We start from the raw sequence: 21,362 nt of genomic DNA on the forward strand, positions 1-21,362 counted from the left end.
ACCTGTTGGCAGGATGACTGTCAACCTATTTATTTAAAAAAAGTTGCCGGTAGACCCATACGTCACTAAATTACAGCCGGCCAGGTAGCCGAGGAAGGCCAGCACGTCCCGGGGGGAAGCCAGGTGGAACCGCGCCCTGCTGGGCCGCGGGCGTTCCCCTACCAGGACGGCAAACCCTTCGCTTGAAGCGGCAAAGGCGTCTTCGTCTGTTATGTCGTCCCCAAGGTAAACGGGCACGGCCCGGGGAAATTTCCGCCGCAGGTAGCTTACCGCCTTTCCCTTATGCACGCCCCTGGGACGTACCTCCAGCACCTTTTTGCCCCAGAGCAGCTGGAGGTTTTCTCCTGCCGGGAGGGCCTTCAGCTCGCCGGCAAACCTTTTAAGGACTTTTGCGGCCACCGGGGGACTGGCCAGGCGGTAGTGCAGGGCCAGGGAAAAGGACTTGTTCTCGATGAGGAAGCCCTCGTGCCCGGCCACGCACTCCCGGGCCCTTTTCTCCAGGTCCTCAATTGCAGCCGCAATTTCCGGGTCGGTGAGCAGCTCTACCTTTCCTCCGGGCTCCATGAGTTCCGCTCCGTGGCAGCCGGCCAGGAAGAGGCCGCCCACGGGGAGCATCTTCCGGAGGTCGGCGAGCCTACGACCACTGATAACGGCCACGGCTTTGCCCGCCGCGCGGGCCAGCCTGTCCAAGACGTCCAGCAGTTCGGGAGGGGGCTTGACCTGCTCCGGCGTGGGCGCCAGGGGGACGAGGGTGCCGTCGTAGTCGCACATGACGAGCAGCTCCCCCCGGCTGCCCAGCTCCCGGGCCAGGTCCTGCGGGGCCACTGATTGGGGAAGGGCACGCGCCACGGAAACCCACCTCAGTTCTTGATGATCACCCTGGCCCCGCCGGAGGCCTGCATGACCCCGCAGTAGGTTTTGCCCTGCTTGCGGGTAAACTCCAGCCCCACCCTGCCCTCCCCCGCGCGGAGGTTATAGATGCGTACTTCCTGCACCCATGGCGGGAGGATGGGGGAGCTGATGTGCACCTCGTTGCCGTGACAGCTTATGCCCAGCATGGCCTGGAGCAAAAGGGGCATGGTCCCCACGGCCCACGCCTGGGGGTTGCAGGCCACGGGGTAGTGCACCGGCCCGCCGTCCCTCCGCCGGGTGAACCCGCAGAACACTTCCGGGAGCCGGTAGTAAGGGAAGAACATGGCCGCTTCAAAGAGACCGGTAACCACCTTTTCCAGGAGGTGCAGCTGGTGGGTGGTGCGCAGCCCGTAGGCAATGATGGCGTTGTCGTGGGGCCACACCGAGCCGTTGTGATAGCTCATGGGGTTGTAAGGGCCCATGGCCTTGCTCATGGTCCTGATGCCCCAGCCGGAGTACATTTCCTCGGATAAGAGGCGCTTGGCGACCCTGGCGGCCAGCTCGGGGGGGAGGATGCCGGTGAACAGACAGTGGCCGGGGTTGGAGACGACCGTCCTCACGGGCCTTTTTTCGCCGTCCAAAGCAAAGGCCAGGAAGCCTTCCTCCTCCATCCAGAAGGCGCGCAAAAAATTCTGCTTTAATGAGGCCGCCTGTTCTTCCAGGGCGGCGGCCCAACCGTGGTCGCCCAGCACGCGCGCCATTTCCGCCGCCCGCAAGAGGGCCAGGTAATAGTAGCCCTGCACCTCCACCAGGGCTATGGGCCCCTGGGGAAGGTTGCCCTGGGGGTCGATCACGCCGTCCCAGGAGTCTTTCCACCCCTGGTTGGTAAGGCCGCGGGGCGAGCGTACGGCGTACTCGATGAAGCCGTCCCCGTCCACATCCCCGTACTTCCGGCACCACTCCACAGCCTGCCGTAAGTTTGGCGCCAGGTCCTCCACGATTTTCCTATCGCCGGTCCAGCGGTACGTTTCGGCCAGGAGGATGATGAACCAGGGTGTAGCGTCCACCGTACCGTAGTAGGGGGTGTGGGGGATTTCCCCGCAGGCGGCCAGTTCCCCCCGCCGCAACTCGTGCATGATCTTCCCGGGCTCCTCGTCGCGCCAGGGGTTGTTTTCCCTGCCCTGCAGGCGGGCCAGGAAGTAGAGGCTTTCCCTGGCAATGTCGGGGTTGATGATCAGCGACTGCCAGGAGGTGATGAGGGCGTCCCGCCCGAAGGGGGCGGCATACCAGGGTATGCCGGCCTGGATGATGGTGCCAAGCCCGGGGTAGTCGGTGCGGAGGGCGTAGAGGTCCGTGATGTTGCGGCGCAGCATGTTGGTGAGGAAAACGTTGTCGCTTTCAAACTGGGTGCACTCCTGCTTCCACTTTTCGTAAAGGGTATAGCTCTTGCGCACCGCCCGACTGAACCCGGAAGGTATGGCCCCCTTTCCCCGGGGGGGAAGGGTGGAAGGCTTTTCCCCCAGGAAGGGCTTAACCTGCATGTAGAGGTAAACCTTTTTCCCCGGCAGCAGGGTCAGCGAAAAGTGGGCCTCCACCAGCCCGCTCTCCCGGCCGCCGATCACCTCGTCGGGGTGGGGGGAGAAGGAGATGCGCGTGTAGCGGTGGACGCCGTCTAACCCCCGGTACCCAAAGAGGATCATTTCCCGGGAAGCAACCGGGGGTAGCAGTTCCCCCCGTTTTTCGCGCTTGAGCCCCCGCACCTCGAAGATGTCCAGGAAGTCGGCGCCCACCCTGATCTGCAGGGTGACCATGACCGGCACGGGGTTGAAGTTGATGAGCCGGAGGCGCTGGAAAAGGGCGTTGTCCAGCAGGCGCAGGGCCCGCAGGTGGATGGTGCTGGCCGGGATGACGTGCTCTTCCCTGTTGAGAACCGGATTGGTGAGTTCAAACTGGGCAAAGTGGCTCTCTTTAATGTAAGAGGAAAGAAACAAGAGCTCGCCTTCCGCAAGCCTCATCTCCAGGCAGCTTAAAAAGCGGGTGTCCCGGTAGTAGAGGCCAAAGCCGCTGTTCTGGTGGTGGCTGACCTCTCCCTGGGGCCCGCAGATGAAAAACATCTCCCCTTCTTTGAGGACTTCCGTGGCCAGGGATGACTGCGTGACCAATCCGGGAACCTGGGCGACATCGAGCACCAGACTACCTCCCTGTACAGGCCTTTAGGCAATTTGTTTTTTCTGGCGGAGGTACCTGGCCAGCGTCTGGCCGTATACCTGAAGGGTACGGGCAGCCATCACCTCGCGGTTAAAGTTGGCCAGGACCATTTGCCGCCCGTTCTCGCCCATGCGGCGGGCCAGCTCGGCGTTGCCCAGCAGGAGGCAGCACTTTTCCGCCAGGGCACGGTGGTCGTGCATGGGCACGACAAAGCCGTTCACCCCGTCCTTTACTACCTCGGGCATCCCGCCGGCGCGGCTGACCACAATGGGCCGCCCGGTGGCCATGGACTCCAGCATGACCAGCCCGAAGGGCTCTTCAAAGCACGAGGGGTAGACGCAGACGTCCGCCGCCTTGTACATCAAGGGGATTTCCTCCCAAGGGAAGAAGCGAATAGACACGTCTTTTTCCAGCCCCAGGTCGGCAATGAGGCTGCGGATGCGGGAAACGTGGCCCGGCTGGTGGTGCCCCCAGTCGACCGTTTTTTCCGGGCCTGCCAGGACCAGCATGGCCTCCGGAAACTGCTCCTTAATGATTTTGAGGGCCTGGATGCTCAGGTGGCATCCCTTGTCGTAGCTCATGCGAGCCGGGTGGAAGATGACCCTGCGCCCCTCCAGCTCGGGGTAGGCTTCCCTTATCCTCTGCCGGTCCTCCGCGGTGGGAGGGGCAAATTTGGCCGTGTCGATGCCGTGGTGAATAACCGTGATTTTCTCCTCCGCAAAGCCCGCCTTGACCAGCTCGCGCTTTATATAATGGCTGACGGCAATAACCGCGTCCCAGACGTAGGAGCGACGGCACATTTCCTCCCAGAGTTCGTCCGCCCACACGTTGTGGGCCGTAAGGACGAGGGGAATTTCCCAGCGCTCTTTAACCTCCTCCAGGGCGTCCAGGTGTGCCGGGCTGAAATAGTGCATGTTGTGGACGTGGATGAGGTCCGGGTGGACCTGCTGCACGAAGCCGATGATGAGCCGCCGGATCTCTCCCCTGCTGGCCTTAATTTTTTCCGGGCTCAGGCTGTTGAGATCCATAAGGACCCGCCTTTGCACCCGGATGCCCTGCCAGATGTCGTCGACCTCCTCTCTGGACACAGACCCGGTCAGCAGGGAAACCTGGCAGCCGTAACGGGCGAGGTCGGGGCACAGCATGGCCAGGTGGCTTTCTACCCCGCCAATGATGGGGGGGAAAGCCCAGTGCATCACGGCGATCCTCACGCTGATACCTCCTCGGCCTTTGTTTTGGAAAAGCAAACCCGGCTGCGGGCGGCCGGGAATTCTAACATGTAGTAACCAGATATTTCATGTAATAATTATAAACAAAATATTGAAGCAACGTCAAGAACATCAAATCCTGATCAGGCGTATGGCGCGCGTGAGGAGGCAGATTATCTCCCGCACCAAGCCCAGGGCAATCATGGCCAGGAGGACGGTCGCCAGGGCCAGCAGGCTCGCCAGGCAGGTGGGCCAGGCCACCGCGGGAAGAGCCGGAGAAGGGATGGGTGCCTGGGCGGCCTGGAAGAGGACCGGCGCGGCAAGCCTGAGGAAGGCCAGGGTGTACAGGGTGGCCAGCACGGCGTGGGCCGCCCTGGCCAGCAGGAAGGGAGCCATGCGTATGTCTGTGCTGGCGATGACGCTGGCGGCCTGGGCCTGCACGGAAAGGCCGCTCCAGGCCAGGATGGCGGCTGCGGCGGCCAGCCGGTGGGCGAGGGGTGCGGGGGCCTCGGAGGCCAGCTTTGTGCCCGTAGTCATTTCAAAGATGCCGCTGGCCAGGGCAGGCAAAACTGCAGGGTTAAGCCCCGCCGGCACCAGCACCTTCCCCAGGAGGGCGGCCAGGAGGTCAATGAAGCCTGCCCTGGTTAAAAGGCGGATGAGGACGGCAAAGAGGATGATGAAGCCGCCGATGTTAAAGAGGTTTTGGAGGGAGTTTTTCACCGCTTCTCCCATAATCTGGCCGGCACTCCCCTTGATTTGTTCCTGGCGCCGCACCATTTCCTGCCAGGCCCGCTTCAAGATGAAGGTGCCTTCCCGGGCAGGGTCTGGCGGGCTGGCCGCAGCTTCCCGGTCGCCGCGCCCGTAAAAGCGCATGGCCAGGCCCAGGGTGAGGCTGGCCAGGTAATGCCCCCCGGCAATGATGGGGCCCAGGGAGGGGTTATGGAACATCCCCACGGCCACGGCCACGAGCATGAAGAGAGGGCTGGAGTTGCTGGTGAAGGCCATCAGGCGCTCTGCCTCGACCCTGGTGCAGAGGCGCAGCGTGCGCAGGCGCGCCGTGGCCAGCGCCCCTGTGGGGTAGCCGCTTGTGTAGCCGATGGCCATGACCAGCGACCCCGCCCCGGGCACGTTAAAAAGAGGGCGCATTACGGGCTCCAAAAGGACTCCCAGGAAGTGGACGAAGCCGAAGTTCATGAGCAGCTCCGAGGCAATAAAAAAGGGGAGGAGGGAAGGGAAGACTATATTCCACCAGATCTGCAGGCCGAAGACCGCCCCTTCGTATGCCAGCCTTGGCTGCAGGATCATCCCCAGTACAAAAAATAAAATGCCGGCGGTCCAGAAAAGGCGCATATGCTTCACCCGTTGCTGGCCGTCTTTCCCGCTCTATAAAATCTTTACGGGGGCGGGGGGACAAATAGACCATGGGGAGCACAGTGAAAAAGATCACACCTGCCGGCAGGAGGGGCGCACAGATCCTGCGGGAGGGAAGGCGGTAAATTTAAAAAAAACATCCGGGGGGATTGAGCATGCCCAAGCGCCAGATCGTGCGCATCGATGAGGATAAGTGCACGGGGTGCGGTCTCTGCGTTACTCCCTGCGCGGAAGGGGCTATCCAGATTATCGACGGTAAGGCCCGCGTGGTCAGGGAAGAGCTCTGCGACGGCGCAGGCTTTTGTATCGGGGTGTGCCCGGTAGGGGCTCTTTCCCTGGAGGAGCGGGAGGCGCCGGAATTTTCTCCCCAGGCGGTGCACGAGCACTTAAAGCAGCGGGGGAAAACCTACCTCAGCCAGACCTGCTTCCGCTGCGGGGCGGCGGAGGAAGAGGTAGCGCTCCTCCCTTGCCGTTACCGGGGGGAGAGCCTCTGGGTTTGCACCCGCTGCCTGCCCGTGCTCATCCACGGCTAGGTCTCAAGACGGGCTTTTGAAAAAAGATGTGGCCGGGAGGCCGCATCTTTCTTTTCCCGGCAGGAGTTGCGGTTTGAGGTGTCGAAGAGGTGTTAAAAGCGGGTAGAATACTGGCAGTGGCACTTGATGCACTTGCCGCGCGAGCCGCGGAAGAGATCTTTAAAGAGCTGGTCCAGCTCGGCGTGCTTGAGGCGGATGAGCCCTTCGGGGTTGGCCAGCACGTTGTTGACAAAAAGGCGGATATAGGCATGTTCCTGGGTTTCCACAACCACCACGATTTTGTACTCGTTCACGGTTGGCACCTCCAGGTGAGAGGTTATGAGGGTCTTTGCCATCAGTGACCTGCACCTTTCCTTTTCCCGCCCGCCGGACCCCGAGGACTGGGGCAGCAGCCCGGAGTATAAGCCCATGTCCGAGGTAGACGAGGCATGGACGGATCATGCGCGCAGGATCTTTGAAAACTGGAAAAGGATCGTTACGGATGAGGACGTCGTTTTAGTGGGCGGGGACATTTCCTGGGCCATGCGCCTGGAAGAGGCGGTGCCGGACCTGCAATTCCTGGGCCTCTTGCCCGGCCTGGTGGTTGCTGTGCAGGGAAATCACGACTACTGGTGGCAGAGCATTTCCCGCGTGCGCGCCGTGGCGCCCGCCAACATGCGCTTTATTCAAAACGATCACGTGCGCTTTGGCGGCCTGGTTATCTGCGGCACCAGGGGGTGGCTATGCCCCAACGGGGCTTTTTTTCGGGGGGAACAAGACTTAAAAATATATCGGCGCGAGCTCCTGCGCCTGCGCAATTCCCTCAACAGCGTTAAAGATCCGGCCAGCGAGATCATCGTTTTGATGCACTATATGCCCACCAACGAGAAGCACGAGTACAACGATTTCATCGAGATCTTTCACGAATACGGCATAAAGCACGTGGTCTACGGACACCTGCACGCCCGCGCGTGCAAATACCGGCTGCCCGATCAGGCGTGGGGCATTAACTTTTACCTCACCAGCGCCGATTACCTTTCTTTTACGCCGCGCTTGATTATGGAGTGGCCCACCGCGGGCCGCCGGTGATTCCTGAAAGGCCTTTGGTGAGGAGGAGTTTGCCTTTTTGTATCTAAAAGTATAAACTGAAAGGCAGGCGGATGGAAAGCTCATTTTGGCCTTTTTATAGCGGGGAGGGGTTAAAAGGTGGCCAGATTCCTCTGCGATGCCTGCGGCCAGGAAGTACAGATCATCGACGGTATAGTTTCCTGGACCAGGGAAGAAAAAGCGCTTCGCAATTTCAAGCTCACCCACAAGGGGGCGCCCTGCCAGCCGGACAACAACCGCTACCGGGAGCTTTACACCCTTACCCTGGCCAGCGGCTTTATGGAGTTCGTGCAGTACCTACTTGAGCGCTGGGCCGACGGGCTGGTCCTGAGCGACCCGCACACCCTGCGCGGCGTAATGCGCCAGCTGAACCTGCACATGCACGAAAAGCTGCTCATGCTGGTGGAGGAATAGAAAAAGCCCTGCTTTAGCTAGCGGCAGGGCTTTTTTCCATACCCAACTCCCGGGCCAGCTGCGTCCAGGCGGGCAGGGAGTTGACGATCACCTCTTTCCTCACACAGTAGGAGACACGGAAGTGCCCCGGCTGGCCAAACCCTCTCCCTGGGACCACCAGGATGAGGTATTTCTGGGCCAGACGCACAAACTCCACGTCGTCGGGCAGCGGGCTCTTGGGGAAGAGGTAGAAGGCCCCCTGCGGCTTGACCACTTCAAAGCCCAGGGAAACCAGGTGGTTGTAAAGGAGATCGCGCTTCTCCCGGTAGCCTTCCACATCCACCCTTTCCCTTTGCAGCCCGGCCACCAGGCGCTGCATGAGGGCGGGGGCGTTCACAAACCCCAGGATGCGGTTGCAGAAGATCAGCCCCTCGATGAGGAGGTCCGCCTCTTCCATCTCGGGGTGCACGGCTATGTAGCCGATGCGCTCTCCGGGGAGGGCCAGGTCCTTGCTGTGGGAGGTGACCACCACGCTGTTCCTGGTGAAGTGAAAGACGCAGGGCACTCTTGCACCGTCGTAGACCAGCTTGGCATAGGGTTCGTCGGAGATCAGGTAAATGGCCCTGCCCAGCTCCTTTTCTTTCTGCCGGATGACGCGGCATATCCCCTCCAGGCAACCCTCGCCGTAAACCACACCCGTGGGGTTGTTGGGGGAGTTGATTAAGACGGCCCTGGTGCGGGGCGTGATGGCCCTTTCCAGTGCTTCCGCATCCGGCAGGAACCCCTGGCCGGTGGGCACCTTCTTTAACACCCCGCCGTGGTTGTCCACGTAAAAGCCGTACTCCACAAAGTAGGGAGTGAAAACAATCACCTCGTCCCCGGGCTCGAGGATGGCCTTTAATACCACGTTGAGCGCACCGGCGGCGCCGACGGTCATGATGACGTGTTTGGCTCTAAAGGGAAGGCCGGTATCCTGGGCCAGCACTTCGGCTATGGCCGCGCGGGTTTCCTCATAGCCGGCGTTGCTCATATAGCGGTGCATGCCCGGGATGGGGTTTGCGGCCAGCCTCTGCAGTGCCGCCTTGAAGGCGGCGGGGGGCTCCACTTCCGGGTTGCCCAGCGTAAAATCGTAAACCCGGTCGGGGCCGTGGACGGCCCGCAGCTTTTCACCTTCCTCAAACATGCGGCGTATCCAGGAAGCCTCGCTTAAGAAAGCCCTTATTTTTTGGCTGACGGCCATGGCGCGTTAACCTCCTTTGCTAGGAGGTTAATTCGCCAGAAGGTCCCTCATACCCTGCTGCTCTTTTTATTTGTCCGGGAAGGGGGGTTGGAGAAGTTTTATGCCCGCAAAAGCGGTTTTATTTGATCTCGACGGCACCCTGGTGGACTCCCTGCCCCTCCTCAAGGAGGTTTACTTGCGGGTTTTTGAGGATTTAGGCCTGTCCTGGGGGAGAGGTGACGTAATACAGTGGATCGGACGTCCCATTGTAGATATTGCCCGCCACTTTGCCGGCGGGAGGGAGAAGGAGTTTATCGACCGCTACCATCACCATTACTACCGGGAATACGACCGCCGCGTGAGGCTTTTCCCCGGCACCGCGGAGATGCTGCGCAGGCTGAAAGAGAAGGGCCTTGCACTGGGCATTGTGACTTCCAAGGGAAGGACCAGCGCCTGGCACACCGTCAGGCAGATGAACCTGGGGGAGTACATGGATGTGGTCGTTACCGCCCACGATGTGGAGAGGCACAAGCCCTTGCCCGACCCGGTGCTGAAAGCCCTGGAGGCCCTGGCCGTGGGAGCGGCGGAGGCGGTGTACGTGGGGGATAGCCCCTACGACGTGCAGGCTGGGAAAGCCGCGGGGGTGAAGACTCTGGGGGTCACCTGGGGCCTTTCTTCGGCCGCGGAGCTGGCCAGGTGGCAGCCGGACGGCCTGATTGACTCGTGGGACGAGCTGGAGCAGTTTCTGGCAGGCTTTTAGAGGTTCTGCAGGGGGACGGTCACGCACTCCTCGCGTCCGCAGGCGGGGCAGCGAAAGAGGTGGCGGCACACGGGCTCCTCAAAGGAAAGGTTAAAGTAAGGGCTGTAGGAACCGTAATAGTCGGCTACCGGCCCGGCATCCTCCATCATGGCCCCGCAGGCGCACACCTCGCGCCTTTTCGTAAGCCCGTTGCACAGGGGGCAGGCCCTGCCCATACCTCCCGACCTCCCCGTACTCTTATTTTGTGGCCCGCACGGGAGGGCATATTCCCCTTGGCAGGGGAAAAGATATGGGGAGGGAGGTGTCGGCAGGTGGCAGAGCATGAATTCCGGAAAATAGACGAGCTGGTAGAAAAGGCCAACCAGGCGGCCAGGGAGTTCGCCCGGCTCGACCAGGAGGCGGTGGACCGCATAGTCCTGCACATGGCGCTGGCCGGCCTGGAAAAGCACATGGAGCTGGCGCGCCTGGCCGTGGAGGAGACGGGGCGCGGGGTTTACGAGGACAAGGCCATGAAGAACATCTTTGCTACCGAAGCGGTGTACCACAGCATAAAGTATGCCCGGACGGTGGGCGTCATCAAGGAAAACGAGGAAGAGGGCTATGTGGAGATTGCCGAGCCGGTGGGCGTGGTGGCGGCGGTGGTGCCGGTAACCAACCCCACTTCCACCACCATGTTTAAGTCCCTTATCTGTGCCAAGACGAGGAACCCGGTGATTTTCAGCTTTCACCCTTCCGCCCAGCGGTGCAGCGCGGCGGCGGCGCAAATCATGCTGGAAGCGGCGGTGGCCGCCGGTGCGCCGCAGCATTGCATTTCCTGGCTGGAGAACCCCAATTACGAGACTACCGGGTACCTCATGCGGCACAAGGGCGTGGCCTTAATTGTGGCTACGGGCGGTGCCGGGCTGGTCAGGGCGGCCTACAGCACCGGCAAGCCGGCGCTCGGCGTGGGGCCCGGCAACGTGCCCTGCTATATCGAAAAGACCGCCAATCTGCGGCGGGCGGTGACCGACCTCATTTTGAGCAAGACCTTTGACAACGGGCTCATCTGCGCCTCGGAGCAGAGCGTGATCATCGACCGCGAGGTGGCCGCGGAGGTAATGGCCTTAATGAAGGAAAACGGCTGCTACTTCCTGAGCGAGGAGGAGGCCCGCCTCCTGGAAGAGGTGGCCGTGGAAAAGGATAGCTGCACCTTAAACCCCCGGGTGGCCGGGCAGCCGGCGGAGCGCATTGCGGAGATGGCCGGCTTTTCCGTTCCCCCGGGGACCAAGGTGCTGGTGGTTCCTTTGAAAGGGGTGGGCCCGGACTACCCCCTGTCCATGGAAAAGCTGAGCCCCATCCTTTCCCTCTACGTGGTGGACGGTTTTGAGGAGGGCATTAGGGTTTGCGAGAAGGTGGTGGAGTACGGGGGCCTGGGCCATACGGCGGTCATTCACTCCGCAGACCGGCGGGTCATTGAGGAATTCGCCCGCCGCATACGCACGGGGCGCATTATCGTCAACTCGCCTGCCACCCACGGGGCCATCGGCGACATATACAACGTCAACGTGCCTTCCTTTACCCTGGGCTGCGGGTCGATGGGCAGCAACTCCACCACCTCCAACGTGAGCGTGGAGAACCTGATCAACATCAAGCGCGTGGCCAAGCGACGGGCCAAGCTGCAGTGGTTCCGCGTTCCCCCGCGCATTTACTTTGAGCCCGGCTCCCTGCAGTACCTCCGCAAGCTGCCCGATGTGGGGAGGGCCTTCATTGTCACCGACCCGGAAATCATGCGCCTGGGTTTCGTGGACAAGGTCCACTACCACCTGGGCCAACGCCGCAACCGGGTGGCCACGGAGGTCTTTTACGAGGTGGAGCCCGACCCCTCGCTGGAGACGGTGTTGCGGGGCTGCAAGCTGATGGAACGCTTCCGGCCCGATACCATCATTGCCCTCGGGGGAGGCTCGGTCATCGATGCCGCCAAGGCCATGTGGCTTTTCTATGAACACCCCGAGGTGAGATTCGACTACCTGAAGCTCAAGTTCATGGACATCCGCAAGCGCATTTATAAGATTCCCCCCCTCGGGCGCAAGGCCCGCCTGGTGGCCATACCCACCACCAGCGGCACGGGAGCGGAGGTAACGGCCTTTGCCGTCATTACCGACCGCGAAAGGCAGATAAAATACCCCCTGGCCGCCTACGAGCTGACCCCCGACGTGGCCATCGTCGACCCCGAGCTGGCCGCCACCATGCCGCCCAGGGTGGTGGCCGATACGGGGTTTGACGTGCTCACCCACGCCCTGGAGGCCTATGTTTCGGTGATGGCCTCGGATTTCACCGATGCCCTGGCCGCCAAGGCCGTTAAGATGGTCTTCCGCTACCTGCCCGCTTCCTACCGCGGGGTTCACGACGGCGTGGCCAGGGAAAAAATGCACTACGCCTCCTGCATGGCCGGCATGGCTTTTACCAATGCCTTCCTGGGCGTCAACCACGCCCTGGCCCACCAGCTGGGGGCGGTGTTTAACATCCCCCACGGCAGGGCCAATGCCGTCCTGCTGCCCTATGTCATAGCTTACAATGCCAGCACGCCGGGCATGTTCGTTTCTTTTCCCCAGTACGAGTATTTCCAGGCCCCGGAGAAGTACCGGCAGCTGGCCCAACTCCTGGGCCTGCCCGCCGGCACGGTGGAGGAGGGGGTGAGGAGCCTCATCGGGGCCGTTTTCAAGCTGTTAAAGGACCTGGACATGCCCCTCACCATAGCCGACCTGGGCATTGAACCTGCCGCCTTTAAGGGCAAGATTCAGGAAATGGCCGAAAGGGCCTTTGCCGACCAGACGGCAACCACCAACCCCCGCTTTCCCCTGGTGAGCGAGCTGGCGGACATTTACCGCCTGGCCTACGGGCTGCCCCTCTCCCTGGAGGTCAGCGAAAGGTTGCTGGACTTTTCCCTGCTGCAGGGCCACGATCTTTCCCTGCCCCTTTACCGCACGCACCCCTGGGTGGGAGAGGAAGGGCGGCAGGTTCCTCCGGGAAACGCGCACTGAAAAATTAAAGGGGGAATTGCCGCTCCTGCTGCGGACGGAGAGGGCGACAAACGGAGACTGTGCACAGCGCAATTAAAGGGGACGATGGGCGCAAAAAACGAAAAGGCCGGCACACGAAAAAGGGTGCCGGTTACTTTTTGGGTGCGGGTTCCCGCCCGTAGGGCAGGGGTATGTACTGCACCGAGGGGCGGCGCTGGGCCGGCTGGGGGTAGAGGTCCATGAGGGCGTATATCTCCTGGGGAAGCTCGGTGCAGACGGGCAGGCCCAGTTCTTTGAGCTGCTCGCAGGTGAGGGGGTAGTCGTGCGTCCACTGGCCGCTGGTGAGCAGCCGGCTGATCTGCCTCGCCCTCTCCGGGGGCATTTTTTCCACCAGCAGGTGGTAGACAAAGTCCTCCACCTGATTGATGGCCTTAACGGCAATATCCGCCAGCATGAGGGTGCGGTCGTCCACCTTTTCCCTGCCCTTTACCTGCACGGCCTCCAGGATGGATGCCGCCGGCAGCTCGCCCAACTGGGGATCCACGGGCCCCAGGACGGCGTTTTCGTCCATGACAATTTCGTCGGCTGCCAGGGCAATCATGGTGCCCCCGCTCATGGCGTAGTGGGGGACAAAGACGGTCACCTTGGCCTTGTGCTTTTGCAGGGCCCGGGCAATTTGCTCCGCTGCCAGCACCAGCCCCCCCGGCGTGTGCAGGACCAGGTCGATGGGCATGTTGTCGGGGGTCAGGCGGATGGCCCGCAAAATGGCCTCGGAGTCCTCCACGTTGATGTAGCGCGAGATGGGGATGCCCAGCAGGCTCAGGGACTCCTGGCGGTGAATGAGGGTGATGACGCGGCTTTTTCTCTTTTTCTCCAGGCTGCGGATCAACCTCATGCGCACCATTTCCAGGTGGTACTGCCGGTAAGCCGGCAGGAGGGCCAGCAGGATGAAGATTATCCAGGCAATATCACCAAAAGAAAAGGCCATGGTTTCACCTCCGCATTATTTTTTACTAGAGTATGTATCGTTTAAACTGTGCCACAGTTTTAGGAACAAGCCGCGGGGTAGGATGCTCGGGGCACGGCGGGAAGGGGCCGGGCCGCGCTTGGGTGCAGAAAAAGTAAGGGTGCCCGGGGCGGGAGGCCTTGCCTTGGAGGCCCTGCAGGGCGTAAAATTAAAGAGCGTTAAAGGGGCTATTGGGGAGGTTAGGCCTTGGGCTTCTGGTTAACCGCGCTGGTTACCCTGGCCGCAGACCAGCTTTCCAAGTGGCTCGTGCAGCTTTACATGCAGGAGGGGCAGACCATTCCCCTCCTTCCCCGGGTTTTCCACCTCACCTACGTGCGCAACCCGGGCGCGGCTTTTGGCATCCTGGCCTACCAGACCGGCTTTTTCATTGGCGTGGCCCTCCTGGTGGTGCTGGGCGTGATCTGGGCTTCCCGGCGGCTCACAGAGGACCGCTTTTTGACCCGCCTTTCCCTGGGTCTGGTGATGGGCGGCGCCCTGGGCAACCTCGTTGACCGCCTGCGCTACGGGCTGGTGGTGGACTTCCTGGATTTCCGCATCTGGCCCGTTTTTAACCTTGCCGACACGGCCATTGTGGTGGGGACCTTTTTCCTTCTCCTGGCCCTCTGGCGTGAGGAGGCGGGGAGAAGTGGAAAGGATTAGCTACCACCTGGTGGAAGGCCAGGATGCCGGCCTGCGCCTGGACGTCTTCCTGGCCAGGGAGAACCCGGACTTCACGCGCTCCTACATCCAAAAGCTAATTAAAGAAGGCCGGGTGACCGTAAACGGCGCTGCGCTCCGCGCCGGCTACCGCGTGAAGGCGGGGGACGAGGTTGTTTTGCGCGTTCCCCCGCCGGAAAACCTGGAGGTGCGCCCGGAAAACATACCCCTGGACATATACTACGAGGACGAAGATGTGGTGGTCATAAATAAACCCCGCGGTATGGTCGTGCACCCGGCGGAGGGGAACTACAGCGGCACGCTGGTGAACGCCCTCCTCTACCACTGCCGGGACCTCTCCGGTGTCGGCGGGGTATACAGGCCGGGTATAGTGCACCGGCTGGATAAGGAAACGTCCGGCCTGCTCATGGTGGCCAAAAACGACTTTGCCCACCAGGAGCTGGCCAGACAGCTAAAAGAGCGGCTGGTGACCAGGCGCTACCTTGCCCTGGCCCACGGCAATTTTAAAGAGGATGCCGGTACCGTTGACGCGCCCATTGGACGCCACCCCAGGGACCGCCAGCGCATGGCCGTGGTGAGGCAAAACGGTCGCCGGGCGGTTACCCATTACCGGGTGGTGGAGCGGTTCGGACAGTACACCCTCCTGGAGCTGACCCTGGAGACGGGCCGCACCCACCAGATCCGGGTGCACATGGCCTACATCGGGCACCCGCTGGTGGGGGACCTCAAGTACGGGCCGGCAAGGCCGCATTTCGGCCTGCAGGGGCAGTTCCTGCACGCAGCGGTGCTGGGCTTTACCCACCCCCGCAAGGGGTGCTACCTCGAGTTTGCGGCGCCCCTGCCGGATGAGCTGGCGGAGATTCTCGCCAGGCTGCGCGCGGCTACCGCGAGAGATAAGCAGCCACTTCCAGGAACAGGGCCGTAATTCCCGCGGCCATCAGGGGGCCCACCGGCACGCCGTCTAAAAAGACGATGCCGAATATGGAGCCGATAACCAGGCCGAAGATGATTTCCGGCTGCAGCTGCAGGAGCTTTAGTCCTTCCCCGTTTAGGTGGGTGGCCAGCGCCCCGCCGAAGAGGGCCAGCATGCCCGGCAGGGAGGTCAGGGTGTAGAGCATCTCCCTTTCCGTGATCCTGCCGGAGGCGATGGGCACCAGGATGGAAAGGAGGAGAAAGAGGAGGCCGATTTCCAGGCCCCGCCTTTCCAAGAGGGGGAACACAAAGTGAAGTCCGGCCAGCTTGAGGAGCAGGAGAACGCAGGCAGCCGTGGCGATGAGGTTTGAACGGGCGGCAATGCCTATGAGCAGCAAGGCCGCCAGCAGGGTGACTCCGGGCATAGTCTTCCTCCCGCCGCTTTTTGTTAAGTAAGATATGCGGCAGGGTGGCCGGTATTACTAAAAAAAGGGCTGCCGTGGGAGGCAGCTAAGCGTTTGCTATGACCGCTTTAAGGGTATCGGCCCGCAAGCCTACCCGCAGGGCTTCCAGGGCCAGCACTTCCTGGGGAGGGATGTTCCCCAGGTTGACGTTCGGACCAAAGCGCAGGATGAACTCCTGTTGCTGCTCCTTGCGGGGCGCTTCCCAGATGATCAGCCGGGGATCGCCTATGGCCGCCAGCAGTTCTTCCAGTTCGGCGGAGAGCAATTCCCCCTGCTCGTTGTACACCCCCGCGTTGTTCCCCGATTCCCGGCCTTCCAGAATCACCCGGAAGGCCCCGCACTTTAAGTCCCGGATGACCTGTTCGGCCAGGCGGGAAACCGGGCAGCGCCCGTCCTTTTTCCCCACCTCCGTCAGCACCACAAACCCCATTTCTGCCGCCCGGTGAATGATCCTTTCCCTTACTTCGCCGCTTAAGGTTATGGTGCCGTCCGACACCTCGATGGCCGTAAAGCCCAAGGCTCTGGCCAGGTAAAGGTACTCCTCGATTCTTTCCTGGAGGATGGCCACCTCCAGGAAGGTGCCCCCCGGGTAAATGTCCACCCCGAAGGACTTGACGAGCTGGATTTTTTCCTCTAACACCTCCGGAGCATACAGTGCTGGCGTGCCGAAGCCGAGCTTGAAGAAGTCGATGTAGGGGGCGCAGACGTGGAGGATATCCTTGGTTTCCATGAGGCCCATCCCTTTGTCGATGACCATGGTCAGGCCCTGCTGCCGGGGCTTGGTCAGGCGGTAGCCAAGCGGGAATTTGAGAAAGGCGTGCCACGAGCGGGTACCACCGTTTTCGTTCATGCTTACAGCTCCCCTCGCCTCTTTCCCCTTCGTCATCCGTCGATCATAGTTTTATTAGCCCCGGCGTAAAAAGGTTACCCGGAAGCCGGCGGTAAAAAATCCCTACTCTTCGGAAGGGTTCCAGGGCTTGCGGGGGAAGGCGTAGACGGGGCGGGGAGAGGGGGATGGCTGCTGCATGTCCTCCACGCGGATGAGGAAGGCGGCCAGGAGGGCGGCGGCGCCGGCCAGGAGGGCCGCGCTCCAGAACATGAAGGGCACGCCGCGGCCCATGAGCAGCCCGAAGAGGGGCGGGCCGGCGGCCACGCCCAGGAAGCGCACGCTGCCGTAGAGGGAAGTCACCAGGCCCCGCCTTTCCAGCGCCACCGCGCTGGTGATGATGGTGTTCAGGCAGGGCAGCGTGATGCCCGTGCCGATGCCCGCCAGGGAGATGGCGGCAAAGAACAGGAAGGTGGTCGGCAAGAGGGCCGCTAAGGCGAGGGAGCCCCCGATTATCGCTGTGCCCGCCACCACCAGCCACTTCATGAGGAAGGTGCGCCTTTTCAGGAGGCGTCCCGTGATATAGGAAGAGGTGCACATGAAGAGGACGGGGACGGCCAGGGCGGCGCCCTTGCGAACGCCGTCTAGGTTGAAGGCCGTTTCCAGGTGCTCGGAAAGGAAGAAGAGCACCCCGAAGAGGATGAGCAGGGCTGCCGAACCGCAGGCAAAGGACGTGAGCAGCATGGCCGACTTTTTCTCAAAAACGCGCGCCAGAGAGTGAAAGTATGCGCCGATGCTCTGCGCCTGGCGGTTGGCCCGGGGCTCCTTAATGAGCAGCCACAGGCACAAGACCACAGGGATGACCGCCAGGGGAAAGAAAAAGAAGGCGGCATACCAGGTGATTAGCCCCAGCAGAGATCCCAGCACGGGGCTGACGACCTTGCCCAGGCCGTTGGCGGACTCGAGAATGCCCAGGGCCGTGCTGCGCTCCCTGCCGGTAAAGAGGTCCCCCGCCAGGGCCATGGCAATGGGTGCCGTTCCGGCGGCCCCGATGCCCTGCAGGATGCGCCCACTGAGGATCACGGGGTAGGCCAGCTCTTTAAACAGTACGGCGGCCAGGCCGGCGGCAATGCCCCCCAGCCCGTAGAGCACCAGGGCCGGGGCAATTATTTTTTTGCGCCCGAGGCGGTCGGAGAGGAACCCCGCAAAGGGGATGGTTATACCCGCGGGGATGGAAAAAAGGGTGATGAGGAGGCTGACCTTGAACTGGCTTAAGCCCAGCGCTTCCTTGATGTCCGGCAGCACGGGTATGAGCATGGAGTTGCCTAAAACCATAATAAAGGGCACCCCGCTTAAGGTTGCCAGCACCGGGGTGCGCGGCTTTTGCTCCATCTTCGCTCACTTCCTCCCATGTTATTTTCCCGGCCCCGGCTACCTCCTTATGCATGTCCGGTGCGCGGGCGGCATATTAAAGCATATTAAGCGATAACGGCAGGAGCGGGAGGGGTGCGGGTGTTGTTCCTCTTCGACCGCGTGGTCCTGGGCATGGCCCTCTTGCGCTTCCTTTCCTCTTCCATCGAGTTCAGCGCGGCCATGCTGATGCTTTACTTTAACCGCGTGGAGACGGCCTTTAAAATCAACAGCCTTTTGGCCCTGGTGGGGCCGACGGTCCTGCTGACCACCACCAGCCTCGGCCTGGTGGGGCTGGCCCAGAAGGTTTCCCCTTCCAGCATGGCCATTATTTTGCTGGGCGTGATTTTAATTTTTATTGGTATCAGCCGCCTCTGAGTTATTGACTTTTGGCGGCGCCTTTTGTATGCTGTAAAGGACAGCAAAAACCCTTTAAGCTCGGTCCCGTGAGGCCGGCAAGGGACATAGCGGGGCGGCCTGGCAGAGGCTGCCTTACCTCTGGAGCGGTTGACTATGCCTGCTTGCCGGTTGGCGAGCAGGCATTTTTAGTGAAAAGGGGGAAAAGGCCGTTGAAGTATAAGGCCCAGATTATGGACCAGGAGGGTATACGCCGGGCGCTGACCCGCATTGCCCACGAGATCATCGAGCGCAACAAGGGCACGGAGGGCCTGGCCCTGGTGGGTATCCGGCGGCGGGGGGTGCCCCTGGCCGAAAGGCTGGCGGCAAAGATCAGGGAAATCGAGGGGAGGGAGGTGCCGGTAGGGGTCCTGGACATAACCCTGTACCGGGACGACCTCAGTACCCTGGGGCACCAGCCGCTGGTGCAGCGCACAGAGGTCCCCTTTCCGGTTACCGACAGGAAGATCGTCCTGGTGGACGACGTGATCTACACCGGGCGCACCACGCGGGCGGCCATGGACGCCATCATGGACCTGGGGAGGCCGCGCCTCATCCAGCTGGCCGTGCTGGTGGACCGGGGCCACCGGGAGCTGCCCATAAGGGCGGATTACGTGGGCAAGAACGTGCCCACCTCCCGCCGGGAAGTGGTGGCTGTACGGCTGGTGGAAATTGACGGCGAAGACAGGGTGATCATTTTGGAAAAGGACGAGGGGCCATCTTTTAAGTAGCGGTCCGGTGAGGCCGGCAAAGAGGGCCCGCGGCAGGCTTTTTGCTGGCCTCGCGAAAAATGCGAGGCTTATTTTTTGGGGGTAAGAGGATGAAGTGGAAGCGCAAAGATCTCCTCGGCCTGCAGGATCTCTCCGCGGAGGAAATTGCCCTCGTCTTGGATACCGCGGCCTCCATGAAGGAGATCCTGAGCCGGCCCATTAAAAAGGTGCCCGCCCTGCGGGGCCGGGTGGTGGCCAACGTCTTTTACGAGCCCAGCACCCGCACGCGCGTCTCCTTCGAGCTGGCGGCCAAGTATTTAAGCGCCGAAAGCGTGAGCATTACTGCCTCCGCCAGCAGCGTGGTTAAAGGGGAGAGCTTAAAGGATACCGCCCTGACCCTTGCCGCCATGGGGGCGGACGTGGTGGTGCTGCGCCACCCCCTGGCGGGTGCGCCGCACCTGGTAGCCCGCACCGTGCGCTGCGCGGTAATCAATGCCGGCGACGGGTTCCACGAGCACCCCACCCAGGCCCTCCTGGACCTGTTTACGGTGCGGGAAAAAAAGGGAACCCTGGCCGGCCTTACGGTGGCCATCATTGGCGACATCCTCCACAGCCGGGTGGCCCGCTCCAACATCTGGGGGTTTACCAAAATGGGCGCCCGGGTGCGCCTCTGCGGCCCCGCCACCATGATGCCCCCGGGAATTGAGGTGACGGGCGCACGGGTGTGCGCCACCGTGGAAGAAGCCCTCGAGGGCGCCGACGTGGTCATGGCGCTGCGCATCCAGAAAGAGCGGCAGCAGGAGGGCCTGTTTCCGAGCCTGCGGGAATACACCGGCCTGTTTGGGCTGACCAGGGAGAGGCTGGCCCTGGCCCGCCCCGATGCCCTGGTGATGCATCCCGGTCCCATGAACCGCGGCGTGGAGATCTCCGCCGCGGTGGCCGACGGGCCCAGGGCGGTGATTACCGAGCAGGTGACCAACGGCGTGGCCGTGCGCATGGCCCTTCTGTACCTGCTGGCCGGGGGAGGTGCGGTGGATGGATAGGCTGCTCTTAAAGGGAGGCCGGGTGGTCGACCCAGTGGAGAAAAAAATATGGACGGCGGATGTTTTAATAGACGGCGGGCGCATAGCCGCCCTCGGTCCGGACCTGGAACCCGCGGGGGCGGCCGTGATGGACGTGAGGGGGAAGCTTGTCTGCCCCGGCTTTATCGACATGCACGTGCACCTGCGCGAGCCGGGCTACGAGGCCAAGGAAACCATAGAGACCGGCAGCCGGGCGGCGGCCAGGGGAGGCTTTACGGCTGTGGTGTGCATGCCCAACACCGATCCGGTGGCCGATAACAAGGCGGTTATTGCTTACATTAAGGCCCGGGCGGAGCAGTTGGGCCTGGTGCGCGTTTACCCGGTGGGGGCCATTACCAGGGGCAGCCGGGGGGAAGAGCTGACCGAGATGGCCGCCCTAAAGGAGGCGGGGGCGGTGGCCCTCTCCGATGACGGTCGCCCGGTGAGTAGCGCATCGGTAATGCGCCGGGCCATGCTTTACGCCCGCATGGTGGGCCTGCCGATCATCTCCCACTGCGAGGACACCTCCCTCTCCGCCGGGGGAGTCATGCACGAGGGCTACATGTCCACCATCCTGGGCCTCCCCGGCATCCCCGCCGCCGCCGAGGAGGTCATGGTGGCGCGCGAGATCATCCTGGCCGAGCACACGGGCTGCCGCGTGCACATTGCCCACGTGAGCACCGCCGGCTCCGTGCGCCTCATCCGTGAGGCCAAGTCCCGGGGGGTCCCGGTGACCGCCGAGGCCACGCCCCACCATTTAACCCTCACCCACCGGGCGGTGGCCGGCTACGACACCAGCACCAAGGTCAACCCCCCGCTAAGGTCGGAAGAGGACGTGCAGGCCTTAAGGGAAGCACTGGCCGACGGCACCATTGACGTCATTGCCACCGACCATGCCCCGCACACGCCGGAGGAGAAAGAGGTGGAATATCAGCTGGCGCCCTTTGGGGTGGTGGGCCTGGAGACGGCGGTGGGGCTGGTGTGGACGGAGCTAGTGGGGACGGGGATTTTAAGCCCGGTGGAGGCGGTGTGCAAGCTGAGCCTCAACCCGGCGCGCATCCTGGGCCTGCCGGGGGGCGTAATAAGGGTGGGCGGGGAGGCGGACATAACGGTTATCGACCCGCACGCAGAAGAAGTGGTGGACCCGTCCGCCTTTGCCAGCAAGGGCAGGAATACGCCCTTTGCCGGCCGCCGCTTGAGGGGCCTCCCGGTGGCCACCATCGTGCGGGGAAGGGTTGTATTCAGCCGCGGCCTGGCGGTAGTTGCCTGA

Annotated in this window: 22 protein-coding genes; 11 read left to right on the forward strand and 11 right to left on the reverse strand. The window is 62.2% G+C overall.

Annotated elements, in window-relative coordinates; all coding sequences use genetic code 11:
- Positions 1-33: 33 nt before the first annotated feature.
- From otsB to ylbJ, 4 genes are all read right to left on the reverse strand, one after another.
- The gene (otsB, locus tag G454_RS18230; protein ID WP_169719326.1) at positions 34-849 is read right to left on the reverse strand and encodes a trehalose-phosphatase; all 816 of its coding nucleotides are present in this window, start codon (positions 847-849) and stop codon (positions 34-36) included.
- Positions 850-860: 11 nt separating this feature from the next.
- Complete coding sequence (locus tag G454_RS0107530) at positions 861-3,041, reverse strand: amylo-alpha-1,6-glucosidase (protein WP_027718130.1); 2,181 nt, start codon at positions 3,039-3,041, stop codon at positions 861-863.
- Positions 3,042-3,065: 24 nt separating this feature from the next.
- Positions 3,066-4,271 carry a glycosyltransferase family 4 protein gene (locus G454_RS0107535; RefSeq protein WP_027718131.1) on the reverse strand — a complete coding sequence of 402 codons (1,206 nt, stop codon included), beginning with the start codon at positions 4,269-4,271 and terminating at the stop codon, positions 3,066-3,068.
- Positions 4,272-4,400: 129 nt separating this feature from the next.
- On the reverse strand, positions 4,401-5,618 hold the full coding sequence (ylbJ, locus tag G454_RS18235; protein WP_051276057.1) for a sporulation integral membrane protein YlbJ: 1,218 nt from the start codon (positions 5,616-5,618) through the stop codon (positions 4,401-4,403).
- Positions 5,619-5,794: 176 nt separating this feature from the next.
- Here ylbJ and G454_RS0107545 point away from each other — a divergent pair, with 176 nt between their 5' ends.
- On the forward strand, positions 5,795-6,172 hold the full coding sequence (locus tag G454_RS0107545) for an ATP-binding protein (protein ID WP_027718133.1): 378 nt from the start codon (positions 5,795-5,797) through the stop codon (positions 6,170-6,172).
- A gap of 92 nt (positions 6,173-6,264) precedes the next feature.
- Here the strand turns inward: G454_RS0107545 and G454_RS0107550 are convergent, their stop codons facing one another.
- Positions 6,265-6,465 carry a hypothetical protein gene (locus G454_RS0107550; RefSeq protein ID WP_027718134.1) on the reverse strand — a complete coding sequence of 67 codons (201 nt, stop codon included), beginning with the start codon at positions 6,463-6,465 and terminating at the stop codon, positions 6,265-6,267.
- Positions 6,466-6,490: 25 nt separating this feature from the next.
- Here G454_RS0107550 and G454_RS0107555 point away from each other — a divergent pair, with 25 nt between their 5' ends.
- A complete protein-coding gene (locus G454_RS0107555; RefSeq protein ID WP_027718135.1) occupies positions 6,491-7,240 on the forward strand; it encodes a metallophosphoesterase in 750 nt (249 codons plus the stop codon).
- A 117-nt stretch (positions 7,241-7,357) separates the two neighbouring features.
- Complete coding sequence (locus tag G454_RS0107560; protein ID WP_027718136.1) at positions 7,358-7,672, forward strand: hypothetical protein; 315 nt, start codon at positions 7,358-7,360, stop codon at positions 7,670-7,672.
- 13 nt (positions 7,673-7,685) lie between these two features.
- Here the strand turns inward: G454_RS0107560 and G454_RS0107565 are convergent, their stop codons facing one another.
- Positions 7,686-8,891, reverse strand: a complete 1,206-nt coding sequence (locus tag G454_RS0107565) for a pyridoxal phosphate-dependent aminotransferase (RefSeq protein ID WP_027718137.1) — start codon at positions 8,889-8,891, stop codon at positions 7,686-7,688.
- A gap of 100 nt (positions 8,892-8,991) precedes the next feature.
- On the opposite strand from G454_RS0107565, the gene G454_RS0107570 reads away from it, so the two are divergent.
- A complete protein-coding gene (locus tag G454_RS0107570) occupies positions 8,992-9,630 on the forward strand; it encodes an HAD family hydrolase (RefSeq protein WP_027718138.1) in 639 nt (212 codons plus the stop codon).
- Here the strand turns inward: G454_RS0107570 and G454_RS0107575 are convergent.
- Entirely contained in the window at positions 9,627-9,845 is a 219-nt protein-coding gene (locus tag G454_RS0107575) for a hypothetical protein (RefSeq protein WP_027718139.1), read from the reverse strand. The two genes, G454_RS0107570 and G454_RS0107575, sit on opposite strands and share 4 nt — an antisense overlap.
- A 96-nt stretch (positions 9,846-9,941) precedes the next feature.
- Between G454_RS0107575 and adhE the strand changes: the two genes are divergently transcribed.
- The gene (gene adhE, locus G454_RS18240; RefSeq protein WP_084413357.1) at positions 9,942-12,650 is read left to right on the forward strand and encodes a bifunctional acetaldehyde-CoA/alcohol dehydrogenase; all 2,709 of its coding nucleotides are present in this window, start codon (positions 9,942-9,944) and stop codon (positions 12,648-12,650) included.
- A gap of 130 nt (positions 12,651-12,780) precedes the next feature.
- Here the strand turns inward: adhE and G454_RS0107585 are convergent, their stop codons facing one another.
- A complete protein-coding gene (locus G454_RS0107585; protein WP_027718140.1) occupies positions 12,781-13,617 on the reverse strand; it encodes an SDH family Clp fold serine proteinase in 837 nt (278 codons plus the stop codon).
- A gap of 225 nt (positions 13,618-13,842) precedes the next feature.
- On the opposite strand from G454_RS0107585, the gene lspA reads away from it, so the two are divergent.
- Together lspA and G454_RS18245 are read left to right on the forward strand one after the other, a co-directional pair.
- Positions 13,843-14,295, forward strand: coding sequence for a signal peptidase II (gene lspA / locus G454_RS0107595; protein WP_027718141.1), 453 nt, complete (start codon positions 13,843-13,845; stop codon positions 14,293-14,295).
- The gene (locus G454_RS18245; protein WP_051276059.1) at positions 14,282-15,238 is read left to right on the forward strand and encodes an RluA family pseudouridine synthase; all 957 of its coding nucleotides are present in this window, start codon (positions 14,282-14,284) and stop codon (positions 15,236-15,238) included. Before lspA ends, G454_RS18245 begins: the two co-directional genes overlap by 14 nt.
- Here G454_RS18245 and G454_RS0107605 read toward each other — a convergent pair.
- From G454_RS0107605 to G454_RS18250, 3 genes are all read right to left on the reverse strand, one after another.
- Positions 15,195-15,650 carry a DUF441 domain-containing protein gene (locus G454_RS0107605; protein WP_027718142.1) on the reverse strand — a complete coding sequence of 152 codons (456 nt, stop codon included), beginning with the start codon at positions 15,648-15,650 and terminating at the stop codon, positions 15,195-15,197. The genes G454_RS18245 and G454_RS0107605 overlap by 44 nt on opposite strands.
- 85 nt (positions 15,651-15,735) lie before the next feature.
- The gene (gene comA, locus G454_RS0107610) at positions 15,736-16,539 is read right to left on the reverse strand and encodes a phosphosulfolactate synthase (protein WP_027718143.1); all 804 of its coding nucleotides are present in this window, start codon (positions 16,537-16,539) and stop codon (positions 15,736-15,738) included.
- Positions 16,540-16,641: 102 nt separating this feature from the next.
- The gene (locus tag G454_RS18250; protein WP_035107378.1) at positions 16,642-17,907 is read right to left on the reverse strand and encodes an MFS transporter; all 1,266 of its coding nucleotides are present in this window, start codon (positions 17,905-17,907) and stop codon (positions 16,642-16,644) included.
- A 114-nt stretch (positions 17,908-18,021) separates the two neighbouring features.
- On the opposite strand from G454_RS18250, the gene G454_RS0107620 reads away from it, so the two are divergent.
- From G454_RS0107620 to G454_RS0107635, 4 genes are all read left to right on the forward strand, one after another.
- Positions 18,022-18,303 (forward strand): YqhV family protein, encoded by a 282-nt coding sequence (locus tag G454_RS0107620; RefSeq protein WP_245574350.1) that lies wholly within the window; start codon positions 18,022-18,024, stop codon positions 18,301-18,303.
- A 191-nt stretch (positions 18,304-18,494) separates the two neighbouring features.
- On the forward strand, positions 18,495-19,052 hold the full coding sequence (gene pyrR / locus G454_RS0107625; protein ID WP_027718145.1) for a bifunctional pyr operon transcriptional regulator/uracil phosphoribosyltransferase PyrR: 558 nt from the start codon (positions 18,495-18,497) through the stop codon (positions 19,050-19,052).
- 89 nt (positions 19,053-19,141) lie between these two features.
- Positions 19,142-20,074, forward strand: coding sequence for an aspartate carbamoyltransferase catalytic subunit (locus tag G454_RS0107630; RefSeq protein WP_027718146.1), 933 nt, complete (start codon positions 19,142-19,144; stop codon positions 20,072-20,074).
- The gene (locus G454_RS0107635; RefSeq protein WP_027718147.1) at positions 20,067-21,362 is read left to right on the forward strand and encodes a dihydroorotase; all 1,296 of its coding nucleotides are present in this window, start codon (positions 20,067-20,069) and stop codon (positions 21,360-21,362) included. Before G454_RS0107630 ends, G454_RS0107635 begins: the two co-directional genes overlap by 8 nt.

Source organism: Desulfovirgula thermocuniculi DSM 16036 (assembly GCF_000429345.1).
GTDB classification, from domain to species: Bacteria; Bacillota; Desulfotomaculia; order Desulfotomaculales; family Desulfovirgulaceae; genus Desulfovirgula; species Desulfovirgula thermocuniculi.

Coding starts and splice junctions, on each gene's coding strand:
- ylbJ (WP_051276057.1), bottom strand. CDS start 5,618: ATGCGCCTTTTCTGGACCGCCGGCATTTTATTTTTTGTACTGGGGATG.
- G454_RS0107545 (WP_027718133.1), top strand. CDS start 5,795: ATGCCCAAGCGCCAGATCGTGCGCATCGATGAGGATAAGTGCACGGGG.
- G454_RS0107555 (WP_027718135.1), top strand. CDS start 6,491: ATGAGGGTCTTTGCCATCAGTGACCTGCACCTTTCCTTTTCCCGCCCG.
- G454_RS0107565 (WP_027718137.1), bottom strand. CDS start 8,891: ATGGCCGTCAGCCAAAAAATAAGGGCTTTCTTAAGCGAGGCTTCCTGG.
- G454_RS0107570 (WP_027718138.1), top strand. CDS start 8,992: ATGCCCGCAAAAGCGGTTTTATTTGATCTCGACGGCACCCTGGTGGAC.
- G454_RS0107575 (WP_027718139.1), bottom strand. CDS start 9,845: ATGGGCAGGGCCTGCCCCCTGTGCAACGGGCTTACGAAAAGGCGCGAG.
- G454_RS0107585 (WP_027718140.1), bottom strand. CDS start 13,617: ATGGCCTTTTCTTTTGGTGATATTGCCTGGATAATCTTCATCCTGCTG.
- G454_RS0107605 (WP_027718142.1), bottom strand. CDS start 15,650: ATGCCCGGAGTCACCCTGCTGGCGGCCTTGCTGCTCATAGGCATTGCC.
- comA (WP_027718143.1), bottom strand. CDS start 16,539: ATGAACGAAAACGGTGGTACCCGCTCGTGGCACGCCTTTCTCAAATTC.
- G454_RS18250 (WP_035107378.1), bottom strand. CDS start 17,907: ATGGAGCAAAAGCCGCGCACCCCGGTGCTGGCAACCTTAAGCGGGGTG.
- G454_RS0107630 (WP_027718146.1), top strand. CDS start 19,142: ATGAAGTGGAAGCGCAAAGATCTCCTCGGCCTGCAGGATCTCTCCGCG.
- G454_RS0107635 (WP_027718147.1), top strand. CDS start 20,067: ATGGATAGGCTGCTCTTAAAGGGAGGCCGGGTGGTCGACCCAGTGGAG.